The sequence below is a fragment of the Azospira inquinata genome, assembly GCF_018905915.1.
Lineage (GTDB): Bacteria > Pseudomonadota > Gammaproteobacteria > Burkholderiales > Rhodocyclaceae > Azospira > Azospira inquinata.
In genome coordinates this window covers 2,454,849-2,480,260 of sequence record NZ_CP064782.1, presented here as the reverse complement: position 1 = coordinate 2,480,260, position 25,412 = coordinate 2,454,849, and the positions used below count along the sequence as shown (strand labels likewise).

The 25,412-nt window shown below is 60.6% G+C and carries 20 protein-coding genes; all 20 read left to right on the top strand.

Annotated elements, in window-relative coordinates:
- The first annotated feature begins 9 nt into the window (after positions 1-9).
- The 20 genes from Azoinq_RS11355 (at position 10) to Azoinq_RS11260 (ending at position 25,377) form a co-directional block, all read left to right on the top strand.
- Positions 10-1,134 (top strand): radical SAM protein, encoded by a 1,125-nt coding sequence (locus Azoinq_RS11355; RefSeq protein WP_216129004.1) that lies wholly within the window; start codon positions 10-12, stop codon positions 1,132-1,134.
- A 4-nt stretch (positions 1,135-1,138) separates the two neighbouring features.
- Positions 1,139-1,918: a hypothetical protein gene (locus Azoinq_RS11350; RefSeq protein WP_216129006.1), complete on the top strand. Its 780-nt coding sequence runs from the start codon at positions 1,139-1,141 to the stop codon at positions 1,916-1,918.
- Between the two features lie 3 nt (positions 1,919-1,921).
- Entirely contained in the window at positions 1,922-3,595 is a 1,674-nt protein-coding gene (locus Azoinq_RS11345) for a glycosyltransferase family 2 protein (protein ID WP_216129008.1), read from the top strand.
- 19 nt (positions 3,596-3,614) lie between these two features.
- Complete coding sequence (locus tag Azoinq_RS11340) at positions 3,615-4,745, top strand: glycosyltransferase family protein (protein WP_216129010.1); 1,131 nt, start codon at positions 3,615-3,617, stop codon at positions 4,743-4,745.
- Between the two features lie 6 nt (positions 4,746-4,751).
- A complete protein-coding gene (locus Azoinq_RS11335) occupies positions 4,752-5,942 on the top strand; it encodes an ATP-grasp domain-containing protein (RefSeq protein WP_216129012.1) in 1,191 nt (396 codons plus the stop codon).
- Positions 5,926-7,080: a Gfo/Idh/MocA family protein gene (locus Azoinq_RS11330; protein ID WP_216129014.1), complete on the top strand. Its 1,155-nt coding sequence runs from the start codon at positions 5,926-5,928 to the stop codon at positions 7,078-7,080. Before Azoinq_RS11335 ends, Azoinq_RS11330 begins: the two co-directional genes overlap by 17 nt.
- A 6-nt stretch (positions 7,081-7,086) precedes the next feature.
- On the top strand, positions 7,087-9,408 hold the full coding sequence (locus tag Azoinq_RS11325) for a glycosyltransferase (RefSeq protein ID WP_216129016.1): 2,322 nt from the start codon (positions 7,087-7,089) through the stop codon (positions 9,406-9,408).
- 53 nt (positions 9,409-9,461) lie between these two features.
- Positions 9,462-9,872 carry a sugar 3,4-ketoisomerase gene (locus Azoinq_RS11320; protein ID WP_216129018.1) on the top strand — a complete coding sequence of 137 codons (411 nt, stop codon included), beginning with the start codon at positions 9,462-9,464 and terminating at the stop codon, positions 9,870-9,872.
- Entirely contained in the window at positions 9,869-10,984 is a 1,116-nt protein-coding gene (locus Azoinq_RS11315) for a DegT/DnrJ/EryC1/StrS family aminotransferase (RefSeq protein WP_216129020.1), read from the top strand. Before Azoinq_RS11320 ends, Azoinq_RS11315 begins: the two co-directional genes overlap by 4 nt.
- A gap of 106 nt (positions 10,985-11,090) precedes the next feature.
- Positions 11,091-15,653, top strand: a complete 4,563-nt coding sequence (locus tag Azoinq_RS11310; protein ID WP_216129022.1) for a glycosyltransferase — start codon at positions 11,091-11,093, stop codon at positions 15,651-15,653.
- A gap of 18 nt (positions 15,654-15,671) precedes the next feature.
- Complete coding sequence (locus Azoinq_RS11305) at positions 15,672-17,390, top strand: tetratricopeptide repeat protein (RefSeq protein ID WP_216129024.1); 1,719 nt, start codon at positions 15,672-15,674, stop codon at positions 17,388-17,390.
- A complete protein-coding gene (locus Azoinq_RS11300; protein ID WP_216129025.1) occupies positions 17,387-19,039 on the top strand; it encodes a tetratricopeptide repeat protein in 1,653 nt (550 codons plus the stop codon). Before Azoinq_RS11305 ends, Azoinq_RS11300 begins: the two co-directional genes overlap by 4 nt.
- A gap of 169 nt (positions 19,040-19,208) precedes the next feature.
- Entirely contained in the window at positions 19,209-20,063 is an 855-nt protein-coding gene (locus tag Azoinq_RS11295) for a flagellin N-terminal helical domain-containing protein (protein WP_216129027.1), read from the top strand.
- Between the two features lie 216 nt (positions 20,064-20,279).
- A complete protein-coding gene (locus Azoinq_RS11290) occupies positions 20,280-21,134 on the top strand; it encodes a flagellin N-terminal helical domain-containing protein (protein ID WP_216129029.1) in 855 nt (284 codons plus the stop codon).
- A gap of 88 nt (positions 21,135-21,222) precedes the next feature.
- The gene (locus Azoinq_RS11285) at positions 21,223-21,645 is read left to right on the top strand and encodes a flagellar protein FlaG (RefSeq protein ID WP_216129031.1); all 423 of its coding nucleotides are present in this window, start codon (positions 21,223-21,225) and stop codon (positions 21,643-21,645) included.
- 47 nt (positions 21,646-21,692) lie between these two features.
- Positions 21,693-23,057, top strand: coding sequence for a flagellar filament capping protein FliD (gene fliD / locus Azoinq_RS11280; protein ID WP_216129033.1), 1,365 nt, complete (start codon positions 21,693-21,695; stop codon positions 23,055-23,057).
- A 29-nt stretch (positions 23,058-23,086) separates the two neighbouring features.
- Positions 23,087-23,545 (top strand): flagellar export chaperone FliS, encoded by a 459-nt coding sequence (gene fliS / locus Azoinq_RS11275; RefSeq protein WP_216129035.1) that lies wholly within the window; start codon positions 23,087-23,089, stop codon positions 23,543-23,545.
- The gene (locus Azoinq_RS11270; RefSeq protein ID WP_216129036.1) at positions 23,538-23,885 is read left to right on the top strand and encodes a flagellar protein FliT; all 348 of its coding nucleotides are present in this window, start codon (positions 23,538-23,540) and stop codon (positions 23,883-23,885) included. Before fliS ends, Azoinq_RS11270 begins: the two co-directional genes overlap by 8 nt.
- A gap of 39 nt (positions 23,886-23,924) precedes the next feature.
- Positions 23,925-25,064: a flagellar hook-length control protein FliK gene (gene fliK / locus Azoinq_RS11265; RefSeq protein ID WP_216129038.1), complete on the top strand. Its 1,140-nt coding sequence runs from the start codon at positions 23,925-23,927 to the stop codon at positions 25,062-25,064.
- The gene (locus Azoinq_RS11260; RefSeq protein ID WP_216129040.1) at positions 25,057-25,377 is read left to right on the top strand and encodes an EscU/YscU/HrcU family type III secretion system export apparatus switch protein; all 321 of its coding nucleotides are present in this window, start codon (positions 25,057-25,059) and stop codon (positions 25,375-25,377) included. Before fliK ends, Azoinq_RS11260 begins: the two co-directional genes overlap by 8 nt.
- The last annotated feature ends 35 nt before the right edge of the window (positions 25,378-25,412 follow it).

The following is a 25,412-nucleotide window of genomic DNA, read 5'->3' as shown; positions in this document are numbered from 1 at the left end:
GAAACCGCCGTGTCCTCTGCCTTGCCCGAACACACCCAACTCATTCTCGACGGCACCAAGATTCCCTGGCACCTGGACCGGGTGCAGGCCTGGGAACGGGGGGAGCGCATTGCCCCCATCACCATCGACATGGCCCTCACCCGGGCCTGCAATTACGCCTGCACCTACTGCTATGCCACCCTGCAGGAAAATGACCGGAAGACGATTACCCAGCAGGTGATTTACGATTTCCTTGAAGATGCCGCGGACATCGGGGTAAAAGGCATCAGTCTGGTGTCGGATGGGGAAAGCTCCGTCTCCCCGGTGTTTGCCGACGCCATTGTGCGGGGCGGAGAACTGGGTCTGTCCATGGCCACCGGCACCAACGGCTTTCTCGTCACCCCGGACATGGCGGAGCGCATCCTGCCCCACCTGACCTATCTGCGCATCAACATCTCCGCCGGGGAACGGGACCGGTACGCAGAAATCATGGGGGTCAAGCCGGCTTTCTATGACCGGGTTCTGGACAACATCCGGGCCATGGTGCGCATCAAACGGGAGCGGAATCTTTCCGTCACTTTGGGCCTGCAAATGGTGCTCATGCCCCAGTTCGGCGACCAGGTATTGCCTCTGGCCCGGCTGGGCCGGGAGCTGGGGGTGGATTACTGCATCTTCAAGCATTGCAGCGACAATGAAGACGGGGATCTCCAGGTGGATTACAGCGGTTACGGAGACCTCTTCGATACCCTGCACCAGGCGGAAGCCCTGTCCACCCCGGATTACCAAGTCTCGGTCAAGTGGTCCAAGATTCTGGCCGGGGAAAAACGCAGCTATCAGCGCTGCTACGGCCCCCCCTTCATCATCCAGCTGTCGGGTTCCGGTCTGGTGGCTCCCTGCGGCATGCTCTTCAACGAGCGCTACAAAAAATTCCACCTGGGTAATATCTGCGACACGCGCTTTAAGGACATCTGGCAAAGCGATGCCTATTGGGAAGTCATGAATTATCTGGCCTCCCCGGATTTCAATGCCCAGACCATGTGTGGCACCCTTTGCCTGCAACACAAGGTCAATGAAACCCTGGACGCCTATCGGCGCGGTGAAATCCAACTGCGCGCCCCCCAGGGCACCCCACCGGACCATCTCAATTTCATCTGACACCATGGCCACCACCTCTTACCACCAGTCCCTCCGGGAAAGCGCCGCCCGTCTGGCCGCCCTCCTGGAGAAAACGCCGCCCCCTCCAGCTGGCGCCCGTTTGCTGCCCCCCCTTGATCCGGATACGGACGCCCTGGGGCTGCGCCTATGGCTGGCTGCCGATACGGACGGCATCCAGGCGGCCCACTTCACCAACGCCCCCGAAGCGGACCGGGATTGGCTGGACATCCTGGCCTGCCTGCTCCCAGGCTTAAGCCTGGAGGAAGCCGCCGCCCAGGGGGCTGCCTATGCGTTCCACCTGGTTAGCCGGGAAGTTCCGCCTCCGGCAGACCGGGGCATTCTCAATCCGATTCAGGAAGTCCCCGCCCTGGAACAGGCTCAGACCGCCCTGCGGGCCTACCGGCAGCAATGCCGCCCCGCTGGGGAAACCCCGGCACTGTCCGGTGCCGTCTTCCTGGCCCTGCCGGAAACCTGGACCCAAGCCACCCCGGAAGCCCGTCTGGCCCGCTTGCGCCAGGTCGTGGCCCACACGCTTCAGGCGGAGAATCTGGCCCAGGACCTTTTGGAGGTGGACCGGCTGGAGGACGACATCCGGGGGCGCCCGGTGCGGGTCATCCTCAATTACGAAAAAAGTGCCGACTCCGCCGAACTGCCGGCCCTGATGCGCAGCCTGGAAAAGGCATTGCGCCGCCAAGCGGCCCCCTGGCTGGAGGTGTATGGGGAAGAGCGGGTAGATCGGAACGCTCTGCGCCGCACCATCCTCGTCGATCAACGGAAAGCCTGACCCATGTCTGCTGCCCCTCTTATTTCTGTCGTTATCCCCGCCTACAACTACGGCCGCTATCTCCCCAAAGCCCTGTCCTCCGTACAAACCCAGGATTTCCAGGATTGGGAACTGGTAGTGGTGGATGACTGTTCCACGGACGACACTCCGGAACGCCTCCAAGCCTTCCAGGCAGACGACCGCATCCGGGTGATACGCAATGCGGAAAACTTGGGAGCGGTCGCCAATGTGAATAAGGCCTTCGGGGAAGCCCGGGGGGAATTCGTCCTGCTCCTGGGCGCCGATGATTTTCTCCTACCCGGCTGCCTGGGGCGCTTACTCAACGCCCTGCGCCAATATCCCCAGGCTGGTTTCGCCTACGCCAACTACGTTATGGCGGACGATCAGGATCGGCTCGTCAGCACTGTGCGCCACCCGGGCCACCTGCCCTGCCATCTGCCCCCGGGTCGGGATGATTTTCCCGATCTGCTGCGCTTTGATGAGTACATTTACATGGGCGCCACCCTGTTCCGCACCCGGGTAATCCGGGAACAGGGGGCCTTCGATCCGGAACTCACCATCGATGACCAACCGGGTCGCTTTTTCCGGGCCACGGACTGGGATCTGGCCTTGCGCCTGTCCTTGCGAGGCGTACTTTCCACCTTCATCTATGCCCCCTTGGGCGCCTTCCGCATCCACGACAATCAGGCGTCTGTAGGTCGGGATTTTGACGAACAGGGCATCGGCGCCCGGGAATTCGCCGTCCTCCTGGACCGCTATCTGGTAGCGGAAAATCGGGACCGACTGGCAGGTTATGAAGCCGGTATTCTGGACACCCTGAACCGGAAGCGGGAAGCCTACCGCCAGGCTTCCCTTCCGGGCCGCAACGGGGATGCGGCCCAGGTCCTGGCCGCCTACGAGCGGGGAGAAGCCTATTTGCGTGAGTTGCAGAACGATCCCCTGGACGGCCCCCTGGATAACCCCACACTGACCATCGTGCTGCCCCTCATGGATAACCCGGAGGTGGTGGATCAGGTATTGACCCAGCTGGATTTGCAGCAGTTTAAAAACTGGGAACTGCTGGCGGTAAATCGGGGGCGCATGGATTGCGCCAACCTGGGGGACGACCCGACCCGTAGCCAGGCCGTCCGCTGTCTCCACTTGCCCGGCGTAGGCCTGGCCACAGCCTACAATCTGGCGGCCCAGGTAGCGGGCGGACAACTGCTCTACTTCATGGACCCCCAGGGGGATCTGGCCCCGGATTTTCTCGCCTACCTGGTTCAGGCCCTCAGCCAGCCAGGTTGCACCACAGTCCAATACCCGGTAAGCACCCGGGAACCGGAGGAATGTGCCGGGCTGCATCGGGCCTGGAACAGCCTGCTCGGTATGGTTCTCTCCGCCGGTCACCCCTGGCAGGGCCAGATGCCCCCCCTCGCCGCCTTCGCCCTACGCCGCGCCCTGTTCCTCCGCCAAGGCGGCCTGGATCAATCTTTGCCTCTATTGGCAGACCTGGATTTCATCCTCACCCTGGAACGGAATTTCACCGTTCATCAGCTGGAAGCCAAGGGGGATGTTCAGGTGGGCTCCATGATCGCCATGATGTTCCAGGAAAACGCCCTGGGCCTCACCGACCAGGGCATCGAACAGGCTCTGCAAATGGTGGTGCGCAAATTCGCCCTACCTCTCACTCAACGCTAACGCTTTACCCGGCCCCCAATTGACTCAATATAAACGCATCCTGATCCGGGCCCCGGCCCGGACCTTTTTCTACATCAATCTGGCCCTCGCCCTGCGCCGTGCCTTCATGCGTACCGGAGCGGACTGCCTGATCCAGGTAGCCGACTTGAATGAGGGGGCAGAAAGTGCTCTGTTGCAGGGCTATGCCCCGGATTTGGTGTTTTCCATCAACTGTCCCCGCCCGACCCAGACCACGCCAGCCTTCCGCCATGTACTCTGGCTTCAGGACAATATTTTCAATGGTCGGGACCTGCGCCATACCCGCTTTGAGTCGAAAGGGGACGACCTGGTCTATGCGGTGGCTCACCGCCTGAAAAATGCCGTATTTCCCGATAATCCACAGGTCGGCATCCTCCACTTCGCCGCCGAGCCGGTGGCCCCCGAGGCCGTTCCCCGGGACATCCAATCCGATTTTTCCCTGATCGCCTACATTCCTCCGGCGGAATTGCTCAGCCGCCGATTTTCCCTGGGTAACGGTCGCCAGTTCTCCGGCCAAGACTATTTCAATTTTCTGGAAACGGCCCTGGGTGAAGAACTGGACCATCCCTTGGAATTGCTGGATGCCATCGTGGAAGTGTTCTTCAACACCCAGGACGCCACCACCCAGGGTATGGACCCCCAAAACCTGAGCATTTTTAAAGAAGAGTACATCCGGGCTTTCAACCGCTACCGGATTGCCGCCAAGATCGTCCATTGTGGCTATTCCCTGCGCCTGTTCGGTCCGGACAGCTGGCGTAGCTGGCCCGATCTGGCCCCCTCCTACCACCGGGAACTGCCTGTTTTCCAGGATACGGTACAGGTCTTCCAAAGCAGCGCCTTCAATCTGCATAACGGAGGCATGATCACCCACCCCCGGGTCTTCGACTGCATGGGCGCTTGCGGCGGACCGGTATTTGCCAATCGCAACAGCGTGGTCGGGGAAGAAAAGGATGAATTTCTGCCCGGAGAACACTACATCGAATATTCCCTGGGCACCCTGAAAGAAGTCACGGACCATTACCTGGGTAGTCCAGAGGCGGAAAGAATCCGCCACAACGCCTACACCCTGATCCGGGAAAAGCACACCTGGGATCACCGGGTACAGCAGATTTTCCGGGATTTGGAACTTTAAGCGCCCATGGCCAAGCCCAAAGTCCTTTTAGTCGGCACGAGCTTCAGCGCCGCTCCCCTCTATTTCGCCCTTCAGCGCCAGGGCTATGGGGTGGAGTTTTGCGGTGCCAACGAGCACGACCCCTGCACCAACTACGGCGCCCCTTGGCACCGGCTAGACTATGCGGACAAAGACGCCCTGCTGGAATTGGTTCGCCGGGAAAAATACGACCGCATCTGCCCCTCCTGCAACGATTACGCCTATCTGGCCGCCAGCCATGTAGCCAATACCTTGGGTTTGCCGGGTTTTGATACGTTGGACACCACCACCCTCCTGGCCAATAAGGCCCGCTTCCGCGAATTCATGGAAGCCAATGACCTCCCTGCCCCCCGGGCGCGCCTCGCCCGGGAAGGCCAGATGCCGGACCTGACGGGACTGCGCGCCCCCTACCTAATCAAACCCACGGATAGTTTCAGCGGCCGAGGCGTAACCCGCCTTGAAGCGGCAAACCAGGCCCAAGGAGCCATCGCCCATGCCCTAGCAGCATCCCGTCAAGGCGAAGCCCTGGTGGAAGAATTTGTCTCTGGCTCCCTGCATAGTCATTCCGCCTTTATCCGAGACGGCCATATCTACCTGGATTTTTTCGTGGATGAATTCTGTCAGGCCTACCCCTACCAGGTGGATTGCTCCAATTACCCTTCCCGTCTCCCGGAAGGGCTGCGGGACAAGGTGCGGGATTGTATGGGCCGGGTGGTGACCCTCCTGGGACTTTGCGACGGACTGCTGCACACCCAGTTCATTGCCGACGGCGACCGCTGTCAGATTATCGAATGCATGCGCCGTTGCCCCGGAGACCTTTATTACCACCTGATTAACCGAGGCTGCGGTGCTGACTACCTGGCTCATTATGTGGCAGGCTTCACCGGCGATCCGGCGCCCATGCCCCCCTTAGGACCGGAACGCTTTTGGGCCCGGCATACCCTGTCTCTTACCCACCCAGCCGTAGTCTGGTCTGTACAATCCAAGATACCCAGCAACAACGTGCAGTTCTATCCCCTGAGCATCAGCGGCGCCGGAGTCAGCCCGGCTCCCTACGATAAAGTCGGCATCTTGTTCGCTGAGTTCGCCGATGCCCCCAGCCTGTTCCGCATCACCCAAAATCTGGGCCAGTACGTGCAACTGGACACCACGGAGACCGACCATGCCCCTGTCCCCTGAATTTCAGGAGCAAGCCGCTCCCTTTCGCCTTGCCTTCATTGGTGGAGGCATTAATTCCGCCGTAGGGCGGGTCCATTACAACGCTCTGCGTATGGATGGCCAATTCGAGCTAGTGGCAGGGTGCTTCAGCCGCCACAAGGCATTAAATCAAGAAAGTGGCCGCTTCTACGGTGTCACACCACACCGGGTCTATGACACTTACCAAGCCTTGCTAGCAACGGAAACCGATTTGGATATGGTGGTGATCCTTACTCCCACCTCCAACCATCTGGAACCGGTGTTAGCCTGCCTGGAAGCTGGTCTGGGTGTCATCTGTGAAAAGGCCATGAGCGCCACACCGGCCGAAGCAGCCGCCATCCGGATGGCGGAAAAGCAGCACGGAGGCTTCCTAGCCGTCACCTACAACTACACCGGCTATCCAGCCCTGCGGGAACTACGCGCCCGCATCAGGAATGGCCAGTTGGGTCGGATTCTCCATTTCATCGCAGAAATGCCCCAGGAAGGCTTCATCCGCCGGGGAGACGATGGTCAACCGGCCAAACCGCAGGAATGGCGCCTTCACGACGGCCCGATTCCAACCGTATACCTGGATTTGGGGGTGCATCTGCACCAAATCACCCAATACCTGATTCCCCGGCGCCCCTTGCAAATCCAGGGCATACATCACTCCTATGGCAATTTTCCTGCTGTAGTGGATTACGTTCAGGCCGCGGTGCGCTACGAAGATGACATGGTGGGTAGCTTTCTTTTCGGCAAATGTATGCTGGGCCTGCGCAATGGCCTGCGCCTACGCATTTTTGGTAGCGAGGGGAGTGCGGAATGGGAGCAGGTGCGGCCAGAAGAAATCCATTTAGCTTACCCGGATGGCCGCCGTGAAACCCTGGACCGGGGCGGCCATGCCCCAATTGCAGGAGCCCCCCGCTACACCCGTTTCAAGGCTGGTCACCCGGCAGGTTATGTGGAGGCCTTCGCCAACCTGTATGTGGATATCGCCCAGGCCTTCCGGGAATATCGGCGTCATGGCCACTGGCAGTCCGAGGAAGTTTTTGACACCGCCTTTGCGGGAGCTGGCCTGGGTTTTCTCCAAACTATGGCTGATGCAGCTCGTAGCGGTCGGAGTGAAGCGATTCCAGATTAAATCCCCATGCGCTTTTCCCTGATCATCCCCACCTACAACGCCACCGCCACCCTGCTCCGAGCGGTATCCAGCGTCTTCAACCAGATTCCCTCCTCCGGCCTGGAGATCATTCTGGTGGATGACTGCTCCACGGACACAACGCCGGACCTGCTCCAGGCTTTGGTCCGAGACCATCCTGAACTACCGGTCATCGTGGATCGCCTGCCCCGTAACAGAGGCCCGGGGGCCGCGCGTAACCGGGGAGTGGCTTTGGCCCGTGGGGAATGGGTTGTTTTCCTGGATGGGGATGATGCCCTGGAAGGCGGTTTTTTTGCTGCTGTTGAACAACATCTAGAGACTCAGACTGAGCCACCAGACCTGGTGGCCTTCGACTGGCGCTATGGCGCCGATCCGGTAGGCCAGCCCCGGGGCAGGAGGGACGACCTGTCCCTCCTGGCGAGTTGCGATGCCACGGCCCGTATTCGGGAATATTTACTCAATCGTCTGGACAACTCGGTGATTTTTCACCTGTTCCGGCGGGAGTTCTTAGTAGCACAGAAAATCCACTTCCGAGGCGGCTATCACGAGGATGTGGATTATCTATTCCACGCTCTCCTGGCCGCCCGCCAGGTCACGGTATTGGCCGCGGTCCTCTACATCAAATGGGACACCCCAGGCTCCATCGTCAATACCTTGGGAACACGCCATATCAAAGGCTATCTCAAGGCTTTGGAGGCCATTTGGGAGATGCTTTCCATCCGGGGGCAAAGCGGAAAATTCGTCTCGGAATTACGCATCGGCTTGATGAATGTGGTGTCCTCCCGCTTGATGCGACTGATGAACACGGCCATCGTCAAAGAAGACCGCCCGGAAGCCATTCTCCAGTGTCTGTATCAGGACAGCCGCCATTTACTGGCCCAACTGCCAGAACAATCCTCCGCTCCTGCAGGCTTCCAGACAAAGTATCAAATCCTTTTCCAGACCTTCATGGCGGGTATGGCCCAGGACACCTTAGATAGCGCCGCCCTGCTCCGCCGCCTTGGGGAAGAAGCCAGGAAAACCTGGAGCTGTTACGATCTCCACCATTCCCTGTTCCTCGCCCCCAACCAAATCCGTACCTGCTGCAAGCGCTTCTTCCGGGACGGCCAGATGCAGGGGGACGTGGCACTTTTCGACACGGCACCGGGGGACCATCCGGACTACGCTCAGGTTCTCGCTGCCAAACAGGCCCTGCACCGGGAAATCAACCGGGACAATGCGGAACAATGCCGGAGTTGCCCCTTCCTCGCCTTTCAGGAGTGGGGCCCCCTGTTGTCCAATGGGGTCCGCTACCTGTCTCTGGAATACCACTCGGTCTGCAATATGCGCTGCCTTTATTGCAGCGACACCTATTATGGTGGTCTAGCACCGTCCTATGACGTCGCCGCTCTGGTGAAGTCCCTGGAGCAAGCGGGAGCCCTGAGCCACTGCGAATACGTAGTCTGGGGAGGAGGGGAACCTACCATTGATGCCCAGTTTGAGCCGGTCCTCCGAAATCTGGCCCGCTGGGCCCCCGGGGTCAAACAGCGGGTGATCACCAACGCCACCAAGTTTTCCCCGCCCCTGGCCGAGCTTCTGCAAGAAGATCGGGCCTTCATCGTTACCAGCGTGGATGCGGGCAGCGAACCCCTATTCCGGAAAATTCGCGAGTCTAAGCAATTTCCCCAGGTACTCAAGAACTTGGGACGCTATGCCGCGGCCCGGAGCGACAACGTCATCATCAAGTACATCCTCATGGAGGAAAACAGTACTTTTGGAGAACTAGCCTCCTTTACCGCCCAAATAGCCGAGCACGGACTTCTGAATTGCAACTTCCAGATTAGCTGCGACTTCAAGAGGCCCGAAGTCACGGAGGAGGAAATTGTCGCCATCGCAGAACTCTTCGCCCTGCTCCGACAAAACGGCGCCCACTTCGTCTTCGTAGATGACCTAGTCTGGCAGCGCCTGCCCACGGTAGAGGAAGGCTTGGTGGACCGGTTAAAGGACCACCTCCGCCAGCGGCGCCTGCCGGACTTTATCCAGACCGGTCCTCTGGCGGAAGGAGTAGTGGTCTGGGGTACGGGGGCCCAAGCTGGCCTGCTGGCAGAAAAATCCCACCTACTGCGCCAAACCCCGGTCACCGCCTACATAGATCCTCGCCCCTCCGCCCAGGCCAAGCCTTACCGAAGTCACCCGGTATGGGCCCCGGAAGCTATACCCAACAACGGCGCCCCCATTCTCATCGCCGCCGTCCAAAGCGCTCCCTTCATCTACCGGGACTGCCTGGTCCGGGGCCTAGGTTACCGGGTTCTCACCGGCTTGGTGTTATAGACCTCCCACTTACCAAGCTTTATGCTCCCGTCCGGTTTCAGGAGAACTCATCCATGCCCTTGCAGGATTGCCATCTCATCTACCTGCCCAAAATCCAGGACCCCCGAGGCAACCTGACCTTCATCGAAGGGGGGCGCCATATTCCCTTCGAGATCGCTCGCACCTATTACCTCTACGACGTGCCCGGAGGCTCGGAGCGAGGCGGTCATGCCCACCGCCAGCTGCACCAATTCATCATTGCCATGTCCGGCAGCTTCGACGTCAATCTGAGCGATGGGCGGGAAAGTCACCGTTTTCACCTTAACCGCTCTTACTACGGGCTCTATGTCTGCCCCATGATGTGGCGAACCCTGGACAATTTTTCTTCCGGCGCCGTCTGCATGGTGCTGGCCTCTGCCCCCTATGAGGAAGAGGACTACATTCGAGACCATGACCAGTTTCTCCGGGAAGTGTTGGCCCCATGACTCCGCCCCTAAATGTCCCTTTTCTCGACCTGAGCGCAGCCTACCGAGAACTTCAACCGGAAATTGAAGGGGCGGTTTTAGAGGTGCTGCGTTCCGGCCACTATATCGGGGGCCGGGTTTTGGCGGAATTTGAGGACAAATTTGCCGCTGCTACCGGCGCCGCCTACTGTATTGGCGTGGGCAACGGCCTGGACGCCCTGCATCTGACTTTGGTAGCCCTAGGCATTGGCCCCGGGGACGAAGTGCTGGTCCCCAGCAACACCTTCATCGCCACCTGGCTGGCAGTTAGCCATTGCGGCGCTACCCCGGTAGCGGTGGAGCCCGACCCCGTTACTTACACGATGGACCCAAGCCGCCTGGAAGCGGCCATCACTCCCCGCACCCGGGCCATTCTTCCGGTCCATCTCTACGGTCACCCGGCGGATCTGGACCCCATCATGGCCATCGCCCGCCGCCATAGGCTGGCCGTGGTGGAAGATGGAGCCCAAGCCCACGGCACCCACTACAAGGGACGCCCCATCGGAAGCCATGGCAATCCGGTGGCCTGGAGTTTCTATCCGGGAAAAAATCTGGGCGCCTTGGGGGACGGGGGAGCGGTCACCACGGATGACCCTGCACTCCAAGAGCGAATTCGGGAATTGGGCAATTACGGCTCCCGACAGAAATACGTCCACGAGCGGATTGGTTTCAACAGCCGTCTGGACCCGGTGCAAGCAGCTGTCCTGGGGGTCAAGCTAGCCCATCTGGAAGACTGGAATGGACGTCGCCGCCAACTCGCCCAACGCTATAGGGAAGCCCTGGCGGACACCCCTCTCACTCTGCCTACCGTCGCCCCTTGGGCTGATCCGGCGTGGCACCTGTTCGTCATCCGTCATCCCCAGCGGAATGCTTTGCAGCGCTATCTGGCGGAGCGAGGCATCAGTACCCTGATCCACTACCCCACCCCGCCCCACCGGCAACAGGCCTATGCCCGGGCATGGGCTGGAATCAACTTTCCTCTGGCAGAACAACTGGCGGGAGAGGTACTCAGCTTGCCCATGGGTCCCCAGTTAACCGATGCCCAGGCCCAATGGGTCATCCAGGCTCTGACCGAAATCGGAGAAGTCCTCTGAAAGCCGCACCCAGCTTGGGGATTGAGGAGTTTTTCTGCCCCCACCTGCCGTTTGCAGGCAGAATAGGGCCCCAACGCCTTTCCTGACCGGAACAATGGAACGCACCATGAAAATTTCCCTGATTCCCGCCCAAAACGCGGACAACGCCAGCAGCCGCATCCGGGTTTTCCTCCTGGCCCAGGCTTTGCAAGCCGCCGGTCAGGAGGCCCGTATTCAGCCCATGGCGGATGCGGATCTGTTGTTCATCCAGAAAAAAATCACCCCGGATCTGCTGGCCTACGCCCGGCTGGTAAAGGCCCGGGGTGGCCGGGTCTTCTACGATCTGGACGAGAGTCAGGATGAAAAACTGGCGGAGCTGAATATCCGTCCGGAAGACTGGCAAACCATGGTAAGTTTGGCGGACCTGATCACCACGGATACCCCGGAACGGGCTCGGCTTCTGTCCGAGCGTTTTCCCCAGGCCCGGTTGGCCGTATTGCCCGGGGGCATTGACGCCGATCCGGGTAGAGCGGTGCCAGCCCCCACCCACGACGGCCTGGGCATCATCTGGTTCGGCCATGTGGCCAACCTTCACCAAATCGCCCCCCTGGTCCCTACGCTGCGAGCCCTGGGCGCCCAACTTCATGTGGTCACGGAAGGGGCCGCTCTCCCCGAACTCGGGGAAATGCTGCCTGACTTCCAGCTCCACCCCTGGTCCCTAGACGACTTACCCGTCCTGCTGCAACAGGCGGATATGGCCCTGCTCACCCAGACCGGGGACGAGCATGAAGACAGCAAAAGTGATGGCAAAATGCTCACTGCCATTGCCAACGGCCTAGTGCCCCTGGTGAGCCCCTGCCCGGCCTATCGGGAATTGGCCCAAGCCCTGGGGGCAGAAGACAGTCTTTATACCTCGCCGGAAACCCTGGTTCTGGCCGTGGCCGCCTATCTGGACCATGAACGGCGTCAGGCCTATCTGGACCGGGCCCAGCCCTATATTCGGGAACACTACGGCCCGGCCGCCCTGGCCCAACACTTTCTCCAATTGGTGGCGGATCTTCCCCCCCGGGCGAACGCCCCGGCCCCCGAGCCACAGACCGCGCCGCTGGCAGTGACGCCCCCCCCGGCGGAACCTGCCGCCACAGCGCCAACCCGCACCAGCACCGGCGCCGCTCCCCGTTGCTCTGTGGTTATCCCCACCAAAGACCGGCCCCATCTCCTGGCCCAGGCTCTGGAAAGCCTGAAAAACCAGACCAACCAGGATTTCGAAGTGGTTCTGGTCAATGATGGTGGCTGCGATCTGGGGGCCCTGGTGGCCTATTACGGTCAGTATCTGGATATCGCCTACATTCGCCGCCCCCATTCCGGAGGCGCAGCCGCTGCCCGCAACACCGCCCTGGGCCTGGCTCGAGGACAGTGGATTGCCTATCTAGATGACGATGACTGCTTCCGAGCCAATCACTTGGAGGTCCTAGATAAGGCCCTGCAAGACCCCCAGGTCGGATTTGTCTTCTCGGACGCGGAGTATGTGGTTTATGAGCTCAAGGACGGGCTCCCTGTAGAAGGGCTGCGCAGCCGCCCCTATCAGGACAAAGACTACGACCCGGACGAGCTGCTCATTGCCAATTACATTCCCACCCCCACCTGGGGCCATCGCCGCCAGCTGGTAGACCAGGTGGGCTGCTTCGATGAAACCATGCCGGTCATGGAGGACTGGGACTACCTGATCCGCCTTTCCCGAATCACCCGCTTCAAAAAAATCAAACAATGCACGGTGGAAGTCCGCCAGGCAAAGTTCCGCACCGACCACACCCTGCCGGCGGTGAGCGGCCAACTGCCAGGCTTCCAGCAAATCTATGGCAAGTATCCGGTCACGGATACCAATCTCCTGGCACTCCGGGAAAAACTGGTCCAACAGGTCATCCAGGGCCAACCGGAAAAGCCCCAAATGCCTGTGGCCTATACCCGGGACTACGGCCTGTGGCGGGAAAAACACACCCTGGAACCAATCCACGCCCAGATCTACGCTGAGCACATGATGGCCTGGCCCCGGCGGCCCCGGTTCACCGTGGTGGTGCCCACCCGGCAGGAGAACCTGACCCAGCTGGCGGCCACCTTAACCGCCATGGAAAACCAGCTGTATAAGGAATGGCAGCTGATCGTGGTGGCGGACTATGAGGCCCCCAGCCCCCTGTTTCTCCAATCCGACACCCTGGGCTGGTTGCAGATCGACGATCTGAATGACGACGAGCAGCTGGCTTCCGCCTATAACGGCCTGGTGGAGCTGGGAAGCGACTGGATCGGCATTCTGCCCCCGGGGAGCGAACTGTCGCCCCACGCCTTCCTGGCCCTGGGGGATTATGCCCAGGCCCACCCCCAGTGGTCCGCCATCTACACCGACCACGACCATAAAGATGACCAGGGCCAGTACGTCCAGCCCTGGTTCAAGCCGGATTTCAACCTGGATTACCTGCGCTCCATGGATTACGTGGGCGCCGCCCTGTGGTTCAAGGGGGAAGCCCTGCAACGGTTGGGGGGCTTCCAGCCCTTCCCCGGCGCCTGGCTCTACGACGCCCTGCTACGCCTGCTGGATGGGGAGGGAGGGGAGGCCATCGGCCATATTGCCGAGCCCCTGCACCACTTTCCTGCCCAGACCCAGGCCCATCCCCTGGCCCAGGCTTCCCGCCAGGTGGCCTTGGAAAACCACCTGCAACGCCGGGGTACGGCGGCCCAGATCAGCGCCGGCCTGGTGCCGGACACTTTCCACGTCCAGTACCAACGGCCGGACGCTCCCCTGGTATCCCTCATTATTCCCAACCGGGACTTCGTCTGGTTCCTGCGCCCCTGCCTGGAATCCCTCTTCGCCAAAACCGACTACGGTAATTACGAAGTGGTGATCGTGGATAACCAGACGGAAGACCCGGATACCCTGGCCTATTACGAGCACCTCAAAGCCACCCAGGGGGAACGACTGCGTATCGTCCCCTATGACCGGCCCTTCAACTTCTCCGCCCAGTGCAACCTGGGGGTCAGCCAGGCCCGGGGCGAATACGTGGTGCTCCTCAACAACGACACGGAAATCGTCCAGGGGAGCTGGCTAACCCGCATGGTGAGTCATCTGGCCCGGCCCGAAGTGGGCATTGTGGGTGCCCGGCTGGTGTACCCGGAAACGGGAAAAATCCAACACGCCGGGATTATCCTGGGCATGGACCACCTGGCGTCCCACGGCTTCATGCGTACCCCCATGGAGGAATCGGGCTACATGAACCGGCTCCAGGTGGAACAGGACTACAGCGCCGTCACCGCCGCCTGCCTGCTGGTGGCCAAGGACACCTATCTGGCCGTGGGGGGCATGGACGAAGACCACGCCGCCGTGCTCTTCAACGACGTGGACTTCTGCCTCAAGGTCCGCAGCCTGGATAAGCTGGTGGTCTGGACCCCCTTCGCCACCCTGGTCCACCACGCCAGCGTCTCCCTGAAAAGCGAGATGGAGGAAATCAAGGCCAAGGCCCGGGCGGTGGATCGGGATCGGGAAACCGCCAATGCCCTGCACCAGCGCTGGCGGGAATGGCTGCGGGAAGACCCGGCCTACAACCGCCATCTAGCCCTGCACACCAGTAAAGCCTTCCAGGTGGAAGGGGAAATCGTGGCGGACTGGGACGCCAATTTTCGGGATCGGCCCCGGGTGCTGGCCCTGCCCCCCGCCGGAGGCGTGGGGGAATACCGGTTTTACGCCCCCCTCCGGGCACTGACCGGCAAAGCCCTTCTACAAAGCACCATTGTCCAGACCAAGACCTATCACAAGCAGCGCTACCTCACCCTCTCCGAAATGGAGCGTCTGGCACCCGATGTGCTCATGGCCCAGGTGGATTACTCCCCCATGTTCCACGACTGGCTGGAACGGTACCGGCAAATGGTCCCCAATCTGCGCATCAATCTGATGATCGACGACCTGATCACGGAAATGCCCCGAGACAATCCCAATTTCAAGCGCATTCCCCGGGATGGCCGCTATCGCCTGCGCAAACTCTTCAAGCTGGCCGACTCGGTCATTGTCAGTACCCAGCCCCTGCTGGATCTGGTGAGCGAGCTCACGGACAAGGGGGTGCTGGTGCCCAACACCCTGCGGGACGAGCTCTGGCTGCCCCTGCAAAGCCGCAAGCGCACCGGTCCCAAGCCCCGGGTGGGCTGGGCCGGGGCCCAGCAGCACAAAGGGGATCTGGCCATTATTGCCAATGTGGTGAAGCGCACGGCCAGCCAGGTGGATTGGGTCTTTTTCGGCATGTGCCCGGACGAAATCCGCCCCTATATCGCCGAATTCCATGATTTCGTCGTGGGGGTGGAGGCCTACCCGGCCAAGCTGGCCAGCCTCAATCTGGATCTGGCGGTGGCCCCCCTGGAACAGCACCCCTTTAACGAAGCCAAGAGCAATCTGCGCATTCTGGAATACGGCATTCTGGGCCTGCCCGTCATCTGCACGGACATCTACCCCTACCGGACCGACGACGCCCCCGTGACCCGGGTGCCCAATGAGGAACAGGCCTGGGTGGATGCCATTCTGGAACGGGCCAGCCATCTAGATCAGGCGGAACGGGAAGGGGCGGCCCTGAAACAGTGGGTGGAACGGCATTACCTCCTGAGCCAGGTCCAGAACCTGTGGTTCCAGGCCATCACCGGCCCCCGGGCCTGATCCGGACAAGGATTGTTCATGAAGGCACCCCATCCGGACAACGCCACCCTGGGCGCCTGGTTTTCCCAGGCCGCCCAGGCCCAGCAGCAGGGCCAGGGGGCGGCCGCCGAAGCTCTGTACCGGCGCATTCTGGCCGCCGTTCCGGGTCACCTGGATACGGCCCACAATCTGGCCGTACTCCTGGGGGACCAGCAACGACACGGAGAAGCCCTGCAACTCTGGCAGACCGTGCTCCAGGCCCAGCCTCGAAGCGCAGATGCCCGCATCGAGGCGGCCCTGGCCCGCATCCGCATGGGGGACAGTGCCGGTGCCAAGCAGGATTTGCTGCTGGCCGCCCAAACGCCCCCGGAGGATGACGATACCTGGCGCCGCATCGCCAGCGGCCTGGTGCTGCTGCGGGAGTTTCCCGACGCGGTGGATGCCTACACCGCCGCCCTCAACGCCAATCCGGGAGAACCCCGCAATTACACCGCCTTCGCCTCCCTCTGCTGCCATCTGGGGGAATACGGGGTAGCGGAAGAGCTGGCCACGGCAGCCACCCAGCTGGCGCCCCAACTGGTCTGGGCCTGGGTAGAACAGGGCAATGCCCGCATGAAGCAGGGCAAAAGGGATGAGGCTGCCGCCAGTTTCCGCCAGGCCATTCAGGTAGCGCCCGGGGAACCTACGGGTTACTGCAATCTGGGCATCACCCAGATGGAAGTCATGGACCTGGAAGCCGCCCTGGCCTCCTTCAACCAGGCCCTGGCCCTGGCCCCCGAACATCCCCTCTCCCGCTGGAACCGGGCCCTGGTACTGCTCACCCTGGGACGGCTGGCAGAAGCCTGGCCCGACTACGAATTTCGCCGCCAGGCCAATATCCAGGGGGTCATCTACCGGCCCCCTACCCCCCAATGGCGGGGTGAGCCCCTGGAAGGCAAGCGCATTCTCCTGCTCTGTGAACAGGGGCTGGGGGATTCCCTCCAGTTCATCCGTTACGCCCCCCTGGTAAAAGCCCGGGGCGCTTGGGTGGCGGTGCGCATCCAGCCCGCCTTGAAAACCCTGTTCGCCTCCGTTCCCGGCATTGACTGCCTCATTGACGAAACGGAACCGGTGCCGGAAACGGATTGCCATTGCCAGCTGCTCTCCCTGCCCCTGGCTTTCCATACCGATGGGGACCAGATTCCGGCCCAGGTGCCTTATCTGGCGCCCCCGGAAGAGGCCAGGCAACACTGGGCATCCCGTCTGGCTTCCTTAGCCCGGCCCCGGGTGGGCCTGGTGTGGGCAGGGGGAAGGCGCCAGCACATGGCGGACGCCCGTCTGCTGGACAGCCGGCGCAGCCTGGAACTGGCCCAACTAGCCCCCATTCTGGCTGTCCCCGGCATCCAGTTTGTCAGTCTGCAAAAGGACGAGGCCGCCGCCCAGATCGACGTTCTCCCCCCCGCCTTACGCCCCGCTCTGCCCCTGGTGGAGCTCAGTGGAGAGCTTACCGACTTCGCCCAGACCGCCGCCGCCATAGAACAGCTGGATTTGGTGATCAGCGTGGATACGGCGGTGGCCCACCTGGCCGGAGCCCTGGGTAAGCCGGTGTGGCTGCTGAACCGGTGGGACACGGACTGGCGCTGGCTGCTAGGGCGGGAAGATTCCCCCTGGTACCCCAGCCTGCGCCAATTCCGCCAACCCGCCCCGGGGGATTGGGAAGGGGCCATTCGGCTCCTGGCCCAGGCCCTGGCCGCTTGGCAGGGAAATCGCGCCCCTTGAGCGACTTAGCCGCCCTGCTGGCAGAAGCCCAGGCCCATTTTGCGGCCCAGCGCTTCCAGGAGGCCGCCGCCGCCTACAGCCGGGCCGCCCCCCTGGCGCCCCAGGACTGGACCATTGCCTATCATCTGGGCCTGTGCCTGACCCACCTGGGCCAGCCCGAACTGGCCCTCCAGACCTACCAACTGGCCCGGCGCCTGGCCCCCCGCCAGGTGCCCGTCCTCAGCCAGCTGGCGGCCACCGCCTTCGCCCAGGGAGACTGGGCTCTGGCCCAGGAAGCCACCCTGGAACAGATCGGCTGCACCCCAGAGGATCCCCTGGCCTACGATAATCTGGGCCTGATTTTCCAGCGTCAGGGGCTCCAGGAGGCTGCCCTGCTGGCCTTTCAGAACGCCCACCTGCTGGCGCCCGATCTACCGGGGCCGCTCCTTCACCTGTCTCAGACCCATCTGGCCCTGGGGCAAGCCGCTGAAGCATCAGCCCTCCTGACGCCCCGCCTCCCACAACATCCGGAGCACCCAGGCCTGCGCCTGACCCTAGCCCAGGCAGCCCTCGCCCGGGAGGAGCTGGAGGAGGCAGAATCCTGGGCCCGTCAGGCCTTACCCCTGGCTCAAGGGGATGGGAATCTGTTGCTGGAGATTGGCCTTCTATTCAAATCCCTGGCCCGCTATGACCTAGCAGATCAGGCCGAAACCAGGGCTCTGGCCCTAACCCCCCAAAATCCCCGGGCCCATTGGAACCACGCCCTGACCCAACTGGTCCGGGGCCACTGGCCGGAGGCCTGGGCCGAATACGAATGGGGCCCCACAGTGGGCACCCGCAGTGGCTTTTCCAACCGACTGCCCCGCTGGCAAGGACAGCCCCTGGAAGGCCGCAGCCTTTTACTGCGCAGCGAGCAGGGCCTGGGGGATACCCTGCAATTTCTCCGTTTCGCCCCCTGGGCCCAGGCCCAGGGCGGCCAAATCGTGCTGGAATGTGCCGCACCCTTGGCGGAAATTGCCGCTACCGCCCCAGGGATTCACCGGGTGGTCATCCAGCAGCCGGATCTGCCAGCAGACGGCTTCGGCTGCGACCTTTATGCCCCCATCATGGGCCTGCCCCATCTCATGGGTTTGACCCTGGGCCAATTGCCGGGTTGCACCTTTCCCTACCTAACTATTCCGGCCCCGGCCCGGGAACGCTGGGAGCACCAGCTCCCGGGAAGCAAGCCAAAAGTAGGACTGGTCTGGGCTGGCAATCCCCGTCACCCCAATGACTCCCAGCGTTCCTGTCCGCCCCAGGCCCTGGCGCCCCTACTGGTCCAGGCAGGAGTGGATTTTTACAGCTTCCAGGTGGACCAGGAGATTCCGGAAGAACTCCCCGGGCTCCGCCCCCTGCCCTTGTCCCTGCAAAGTTTCAGTGACAGCGCTGCGGCCTTAAGCCAACTGGACCTACTCATCTCGGTGGACACTTCCATGGTTCATTTGGCGGGCGCCCTGAATCTGCCCACCTGGCTGCTCCTGCCTTACAACGGGGACTGGCGCTGGTTGGAAAACCGGACCGATAGCCCCTGGTATCCCAGCCTGAGGATTTACCGGCAAAAAATGCCGGGGCAATGGTTGCCGCTGGCAGAAACTCTGGTCCGGGGCCTGAACCAACGCTTTTCCGGTTAGCCCCAAAACGGCCCTTCTCCCGGAAACTCCAGGAAATATGCGGCCTTGACAAACTTCCCCGGGGCGGCATAGCAGGATGGCACACTCCATGCTTTAGAAGAGACATCATGGCACGGCTCCCCGGAGCGGCGCCAAGTCGAACCGAAAGCCTCTCTGGTAAGGAGTGATCATGCCTCTTGTCGTCAATACGAATCTTGCGTCGCTAAACGCCCAACGCAACCTGTCCACCTCCCAGTCGTCCCTGAACACCTCCTTGCAACGGCTTTCCTCCGGGTTGCGGGTGAACAGTGCCAAGGACGACGCCGCCGGTCTGGCCATTTCGGAAAGCCTGACCAGCGCCATCCGGGGTAATACCCAGGCGGTGCGCAACGCCAACGACGGGATTTCCGTGGGGCAAACGGCGGAAGGCGCCCTGGGGCAAATTTCCAATAACCTGCAACGGATTCGGGAAATCTCAGTGCAGGCCGCCAACGGCTCCGTCAGCGACTCCAACCGTAGCCAGTTGCAATTGGAAGTGGACCAGCTGACCCAGGAAATTAGCCGTATCGTCCAAACCACCCAGTTCAACGGCACCAGCCTGCTGTCCGGCCAAACCACCATCACTTTCCAGATTGGTTACAGCGGCACGGCGGACAACCAGGTGTCCGTCAGCACCACCGACTTGGCTCAGGCGGGGTCCGCTGGCTTGAATGCTTATAGTGCCAGCCTAACCGCCACGGGCACCGTCAATATCACCACCTCTGCCGGAGCTTCCGCTGCCCTGTCGGCGCTGGACCAGGATATCGCCCGGGTTACCAACATTCGGTCCACCTTCGGTGCCGTGCAAAACCGCTTTGATGCGGTGGTTTCCAACTTGAACAACTACGTGGAAAACCTGACCGCCTCCAAGAGCCGGATTATGGATACGGATTACGCGGCGGAAACCGCCAATTTCTCCAAAGCCCAGATCTTGCAGCAGGCCGGCACGGCCATCCTCAAGCAGGCGAATCAGATTCCCCAGCAGGCCCTGACCCTGCTCCAGTAAAAACATCATCTTTTACGCAAAAACAGGCCCACAAGGGCCTGTTTTTATTTGTATTCCCCGACAAACATCGCCTCTCTTTTCCCAACCCCCGCTTTTTTAAAAAATTTTCTAAAGTTTCCCCCTTGCAAACCGATAACCAGTCAGAAGGAAGCAATTAGCCGTTTCCTGACTGTTTGTCCTTCGGGACATCCTGACAATAGGTTCTAGGAGAAAACCATGTCCATCGTCGTCAATACCAACATTGCGTCCCTCAACGCGCAACGTAACTTGGCAAATTCCCAATCCTCTTTGAACACCTCCCTGCAACGCCTGTCTTCCGGCCTGCGGGTTAACAGCGCCAAGGACGATGCGGCGGGCTTGGCTATTTCCGAAGGCCTGACCAGCGCCATCCGGGGTGGCAACCAAGCTGTGCGCAACGCCAACGACGGTATTTCCGTGGGGCAAACGGCAGAAGGCGCTCTGGGGCAAATCGCCAATAACTTGCAACGGATTCGGGAAATCGCCGTGCAGGCATCCAACGGTTCCGTTAGCGACACCAACCGTAGCCAACTGCAATTGGAAGTGGACCAGCTGACCCAAGAAATCAGCCGGATTGTGCAAACCACCCAGTTCAACGGTACCAGCCTGCTGTCCGGCGCCTCCACCATCACTTTCCAAGTTGGCTACAGCGGTTCCGCCGACAACCAAGTGAGCGTCTCCACCACCAACCTGGCACAAAACGGTTCCGCCGGGCTGAATGCCTATAGCGGCAGCCTGACCGCCACTGGCACCATCAACATTACGACTTCCGGTGGCGCTTCCGCTGCCCTGGCCAATCTGGACGCGGACATCAAGCAAGTTACCAACATCCGTTCCCAGTTCGGTGCCGTACAAAACCGGTTCGATGCGGTGGTTTCCAACCTGAACAACTACGTGGAAAACCTGACCGCTTCCCAAAGTCGTATCATTGATACGGACTACGCTTCTGAAACGGCAAACTTCTCCAAGGCCCAAATTCTGCAACAAGCGGGTACGGCCATTCTGAAGCAAGCCAACAATCTGGGACAAAGCGCCCTGACGCTGCTGCAGTAAGTCAGCTAAAAGGCTGAAGGCAGCCGAGGCCGGGGAGTTTGCGATGTTCCGCGTGAGCTCTCCGGCTTTTCCTTGTGGAGGATAAACCATGTCTATCCAACCCATCGATACCGCAGGTTCCAACCTATGGGCATACGCTAATGCCGATGGGAGTGAGCCCCGATCCTCCCCTACCCCCAGTTCTTCCGTGGCATCGGCCCAAACGCCGAAGCAAGTCCCCGGAACAAATGGGGATGTGGCCGCTAAAAACGGGCAGGAAAAAAAATCCTCGGCTAATCCCTTGGATGAATCCGCTTTGAAAAGAGCGACGGACGCCGCCAATCAGGCCGTCCAGCAAATCCGCAACACCGATCTCAGCTTTTCGGTGGATAAGGGAACGGGCACCATTGTGGTCAAGATTGAGGACACCAAGACTCACCAACTCATCAAGCAGATTCCGGCACAAGAAATGCTTGAGTTAGCGAAGCGTCTTAAGGAAGTCACCGGCATTCTGATCAAGGATCAAGCCTAGACTTCGCTTCAATCCGACACACCTCTTCGCAACAAGGAGTTCCCGTCATGACCACGGTTACCAGTCTGGGTGCCGCCTCTGGCATGGATCTGGAAGGGCTGCTGACAAAATTGATGTCAGCCGAATCCACCCATCTGGGCAGCCTGCAAACCCAGCAATCCACCTACAACAGCGAAATCAGCGCCTACGGCCAATTGAAAAGCGCGCTGGACTCCTTTAATACGGCAACCCAGGCCTTGCAGGATAGCTGGGATTTCAACGGCACCACGGCGACCTCTTCCAACACCACCGCCTTCACCGCCACGGCGGCGGACGGGGCCTCCACGGGTACCCACACAGTGGCCGTGAACAATCTGGCCCAACAGCAAATTCAGTACAGCAAAAACGCCGCCTTCAGTTCCACCACCACGGCCATGGGGACTTCCACGGTCAGTGGTAGCAGCAGCCTGTCCGGCTCGGATACCTTGAGCTTCACCCTCGCGGGGGATTCCACAAAAACTTTCTCCGTCACTGCCAACTACGATACGGACTCCCTGGAAACCCTGAAGAATTCCATTAATTCCGCTTCCGGCAATACCTTCCTGACCGCTTCTATCCTGAACGACGGCACGGGCAATCGTCTGGTGGTGACAGCCAAGGACACCGGTCTTTCCAACGGCATCAACGTCAGCGAATCCCAGTCCGGCAGCCCCTTGAATTTCACGACCTCCCAGGCGGCAAAAGACGCATCCCTGACGGTGGACGGCATTGCCGTTACTTCGGCCTCCAATACTGTCACTAACGTAGTAGACGGCGTCACACTGAACCTCCAAGGAACAACTTCCAGCGCCGCCTCTCTCGTTGTCGCCCATGACGTTGCTGGCATTACCACCAAGGTTCAGAATTTTATTTCCGCGTACAACAACCTGGCTTCAGCCGCCAATACCCTCCACAAAAAAGGCGCCACCCTGGATGGGGAAAATACGGTCACACAGGTTATTACCCAGCTACAATCCGTGTTCAATACCCCGGCCAACATCTCCGGGAATTCCTATAGTTACATGGCCCAGCTGGGTATCTCGTTCAGCAAAGATGGCACCCTGTCCTTGGATACCAGCACCTTCCAAAACGCGCTGTCCACCAACTTTAGTCAGGTAGTCAGCGCTTTTACGGATGTCAAAGAAGGGTTTGCCCAACGCCTGAGCCAGACAGCCACAGCCATGATGAATACCAATGGCTTGCTTTCTGCCCGGATTGACGGCTTAAATACGTCATTGACCAACATCGGCGACGATATCACCCGGGAAGAAACTCGGCTGTCTGACGTATCCGCCACTTATCGTACCCAGTTTTCCGCACTCGATACCCTCGTGGGCAACCTCAACACTTCTCTGAGCTACATTAGCCAGCTGACAAAATCCACCAGCAGTTAAGTTGATTCAATTTTGACGGGATACCAGTGATGTTTAGCCAAGGGGCAAAAGCCTACGCCCAAGTCAATGTGGAAACCGCCGTCAATACGGCCACGCCCATACAGCTCGTCGTGTTGCTTTACGACGGGACCGTGTCCGCCCTTTCCGCCGCCAAGCTGGAAATGACCAAGGGTAATATTGCCGTCAAAGCCCGGCGAATTAATCAGGCCATCAACATCATTACCGAGTTACGTCACGCGCTGCGCTTTGACGACGAAGGGATAAAAAGCGACGGTCCGGACCTAGCCGTGTCTCTGAATGACCTCTATGTCTATATGATTAAGCGCATCTGCGAGGCCAATCTGCACAACGACCCCAAGATTCTGGACGAAGTCATTTTCCTGATGAACGATCTGGGGAGCGCCTGGAAAACCCTGGCAAAAAGCCAGGATCAGGCGGAAGCTGCCAGCGAACCCACCCCCTCCTCCGGCATATCCAGCCATGCCTGAAGACAAGCCCAACGGGCAAAGCCAGGTCAACCAGCTCATCGGTGAATTAGCGATTTTGTCCCGCAACATGCATGCTCAGGCCACCCAGGGAAACTGGGACGGCCTGCTGCAGGAAGAAAGCCGACGCCGGGCAGGTCTGGCGCGGCTCACCACCCTGCTTGGCTCCCAGGGTGGCCAATCCGACCAACTCAGCCCGGAAGCCCGCCAGGTGCTGGCCCACATGGTGCGCCTGGATGAGGAAACCCAAAAGCTGGTACTGGCCCAACGCAACGACCTGGAACGCCGCCTTAACAGCATCAACAACACCCACTCCCTAGCCAAGGCTTACCACTCCTTCTAACGCCACTCTCCGGACAGGAAGGCCGGAAAGGAAAATGCCATGATTCCTTCCGATGTGCTCACTGCCCAACTCCGCCCCACCGTCCAGACAGATCGGGTGGGCCCGGTCCAGCCGGCCCAGCCGGCCGATGCGGTCAATGATCTACTCACCAGTCTGAGCGCGGGACAACGGGTCACGGCGGAAGTCCTGGCCGTCCTGCCCAACGGGGCCTATCGGGCCATGATAGCCCAGCGGGAAGTCACCCTGGCCTTACCCTTTTCCGCCAAGAGCGGCGACGCTCTGGAACTGGAGGTGGTGGAAAACGACGGCAAGCAGGCTCTGGCCGTCCGGGTACCCGCCAGCGGCGTCCAGCCCCAGGAAAGCACACCGGCCAACCTGAGCTCCACGGCAAAGCTCATCGCCTCCCTATTTTCCCTACCCGACCAGGGAAGCGGCAATGGCAAACCGCCCCTGGCCCAGCTCAATGATGCCCAGCCCATACTGAACGGCAAAACCCTGCTCACCGGCAGCGACCTGGCCCCCCTGCTACAGCAGGCCGTGAGCAAAAGCGGTCTGTTCTATGAAGCCCATCAGGCCCAATGGGTCCAGGGCCAGCGCACGGAAGCGGAACTGCGCCAGGAGCCCCAGGGTAAGCAGCTCCCCCTCACCTCCCCAGCCGCCGCCACCCATACGCCAGTAAATGCCTCGGGTAGTGCCGCCACGCCAGCCCTGACGGCCGCCAATAATGAAGTTCTCAACGCTGCAGCCCAACACAATGCCAAGGCAGGGGAAAACCAGGCGGCCCAGGCAAAAATTCTCTCCCCGGAGACAACCAACCTGGTTCGACAACAACTGGATAGCTTAGCCAGTGGCAATTTCGTCTGGCAAGGGCAAATCTGGCCCGGCCAGACCATGGAATGGTGGATTGAGGAAGACGAGCACGCTCCCAAGCGACAGGGGGAGGATGGGGATACCGCCCAGGGCTGGAAGACCTCCCTGCGTCTCCATCTTCCCAAGCTGGGCACCTTGGATGCCCAATTAACCATTCAGGACAACCAGCTGGCCCTGGACATCGCCACGGACAGCAGCCAAACCGCCACCAAGCTTGCAGAAGAAAAAAACGCCCTGGTCAGCCAGCTGGCCGCTGCAGGGCTCCAGATCACGGCCATGAACATCCGGGAGGAAGGAGCCCATGGCTGACACCAGTGGAGCCATGCGCAGTGCCGTAGCCCTCACCTACCAGGAAACGGATGTCGCTCCCCGCATCGTGGCCAAGGGCAAAGGCTTTGTGGCGGAAGAAATTATCGCCAAGGCCCGGGCCCACGGGGTCTATGTCCATGAATCTCCGGAACTGGTGGGCTTGTTGATGCAAGTGGACCTGGATGAACGCATCCCCCCCCAGCTCTATGTGGCGGTAGCGGAGCTATTGGCCTGGGTTTATCGCCTGGAACAGGAAGGGGACGGAGCCCCAAGCCAGGAAAATAGCCCCCTATCCCTAATCTTAGGGAAATAATGCCATTCTCAGAATGCGGGCTTTTGATTACACTT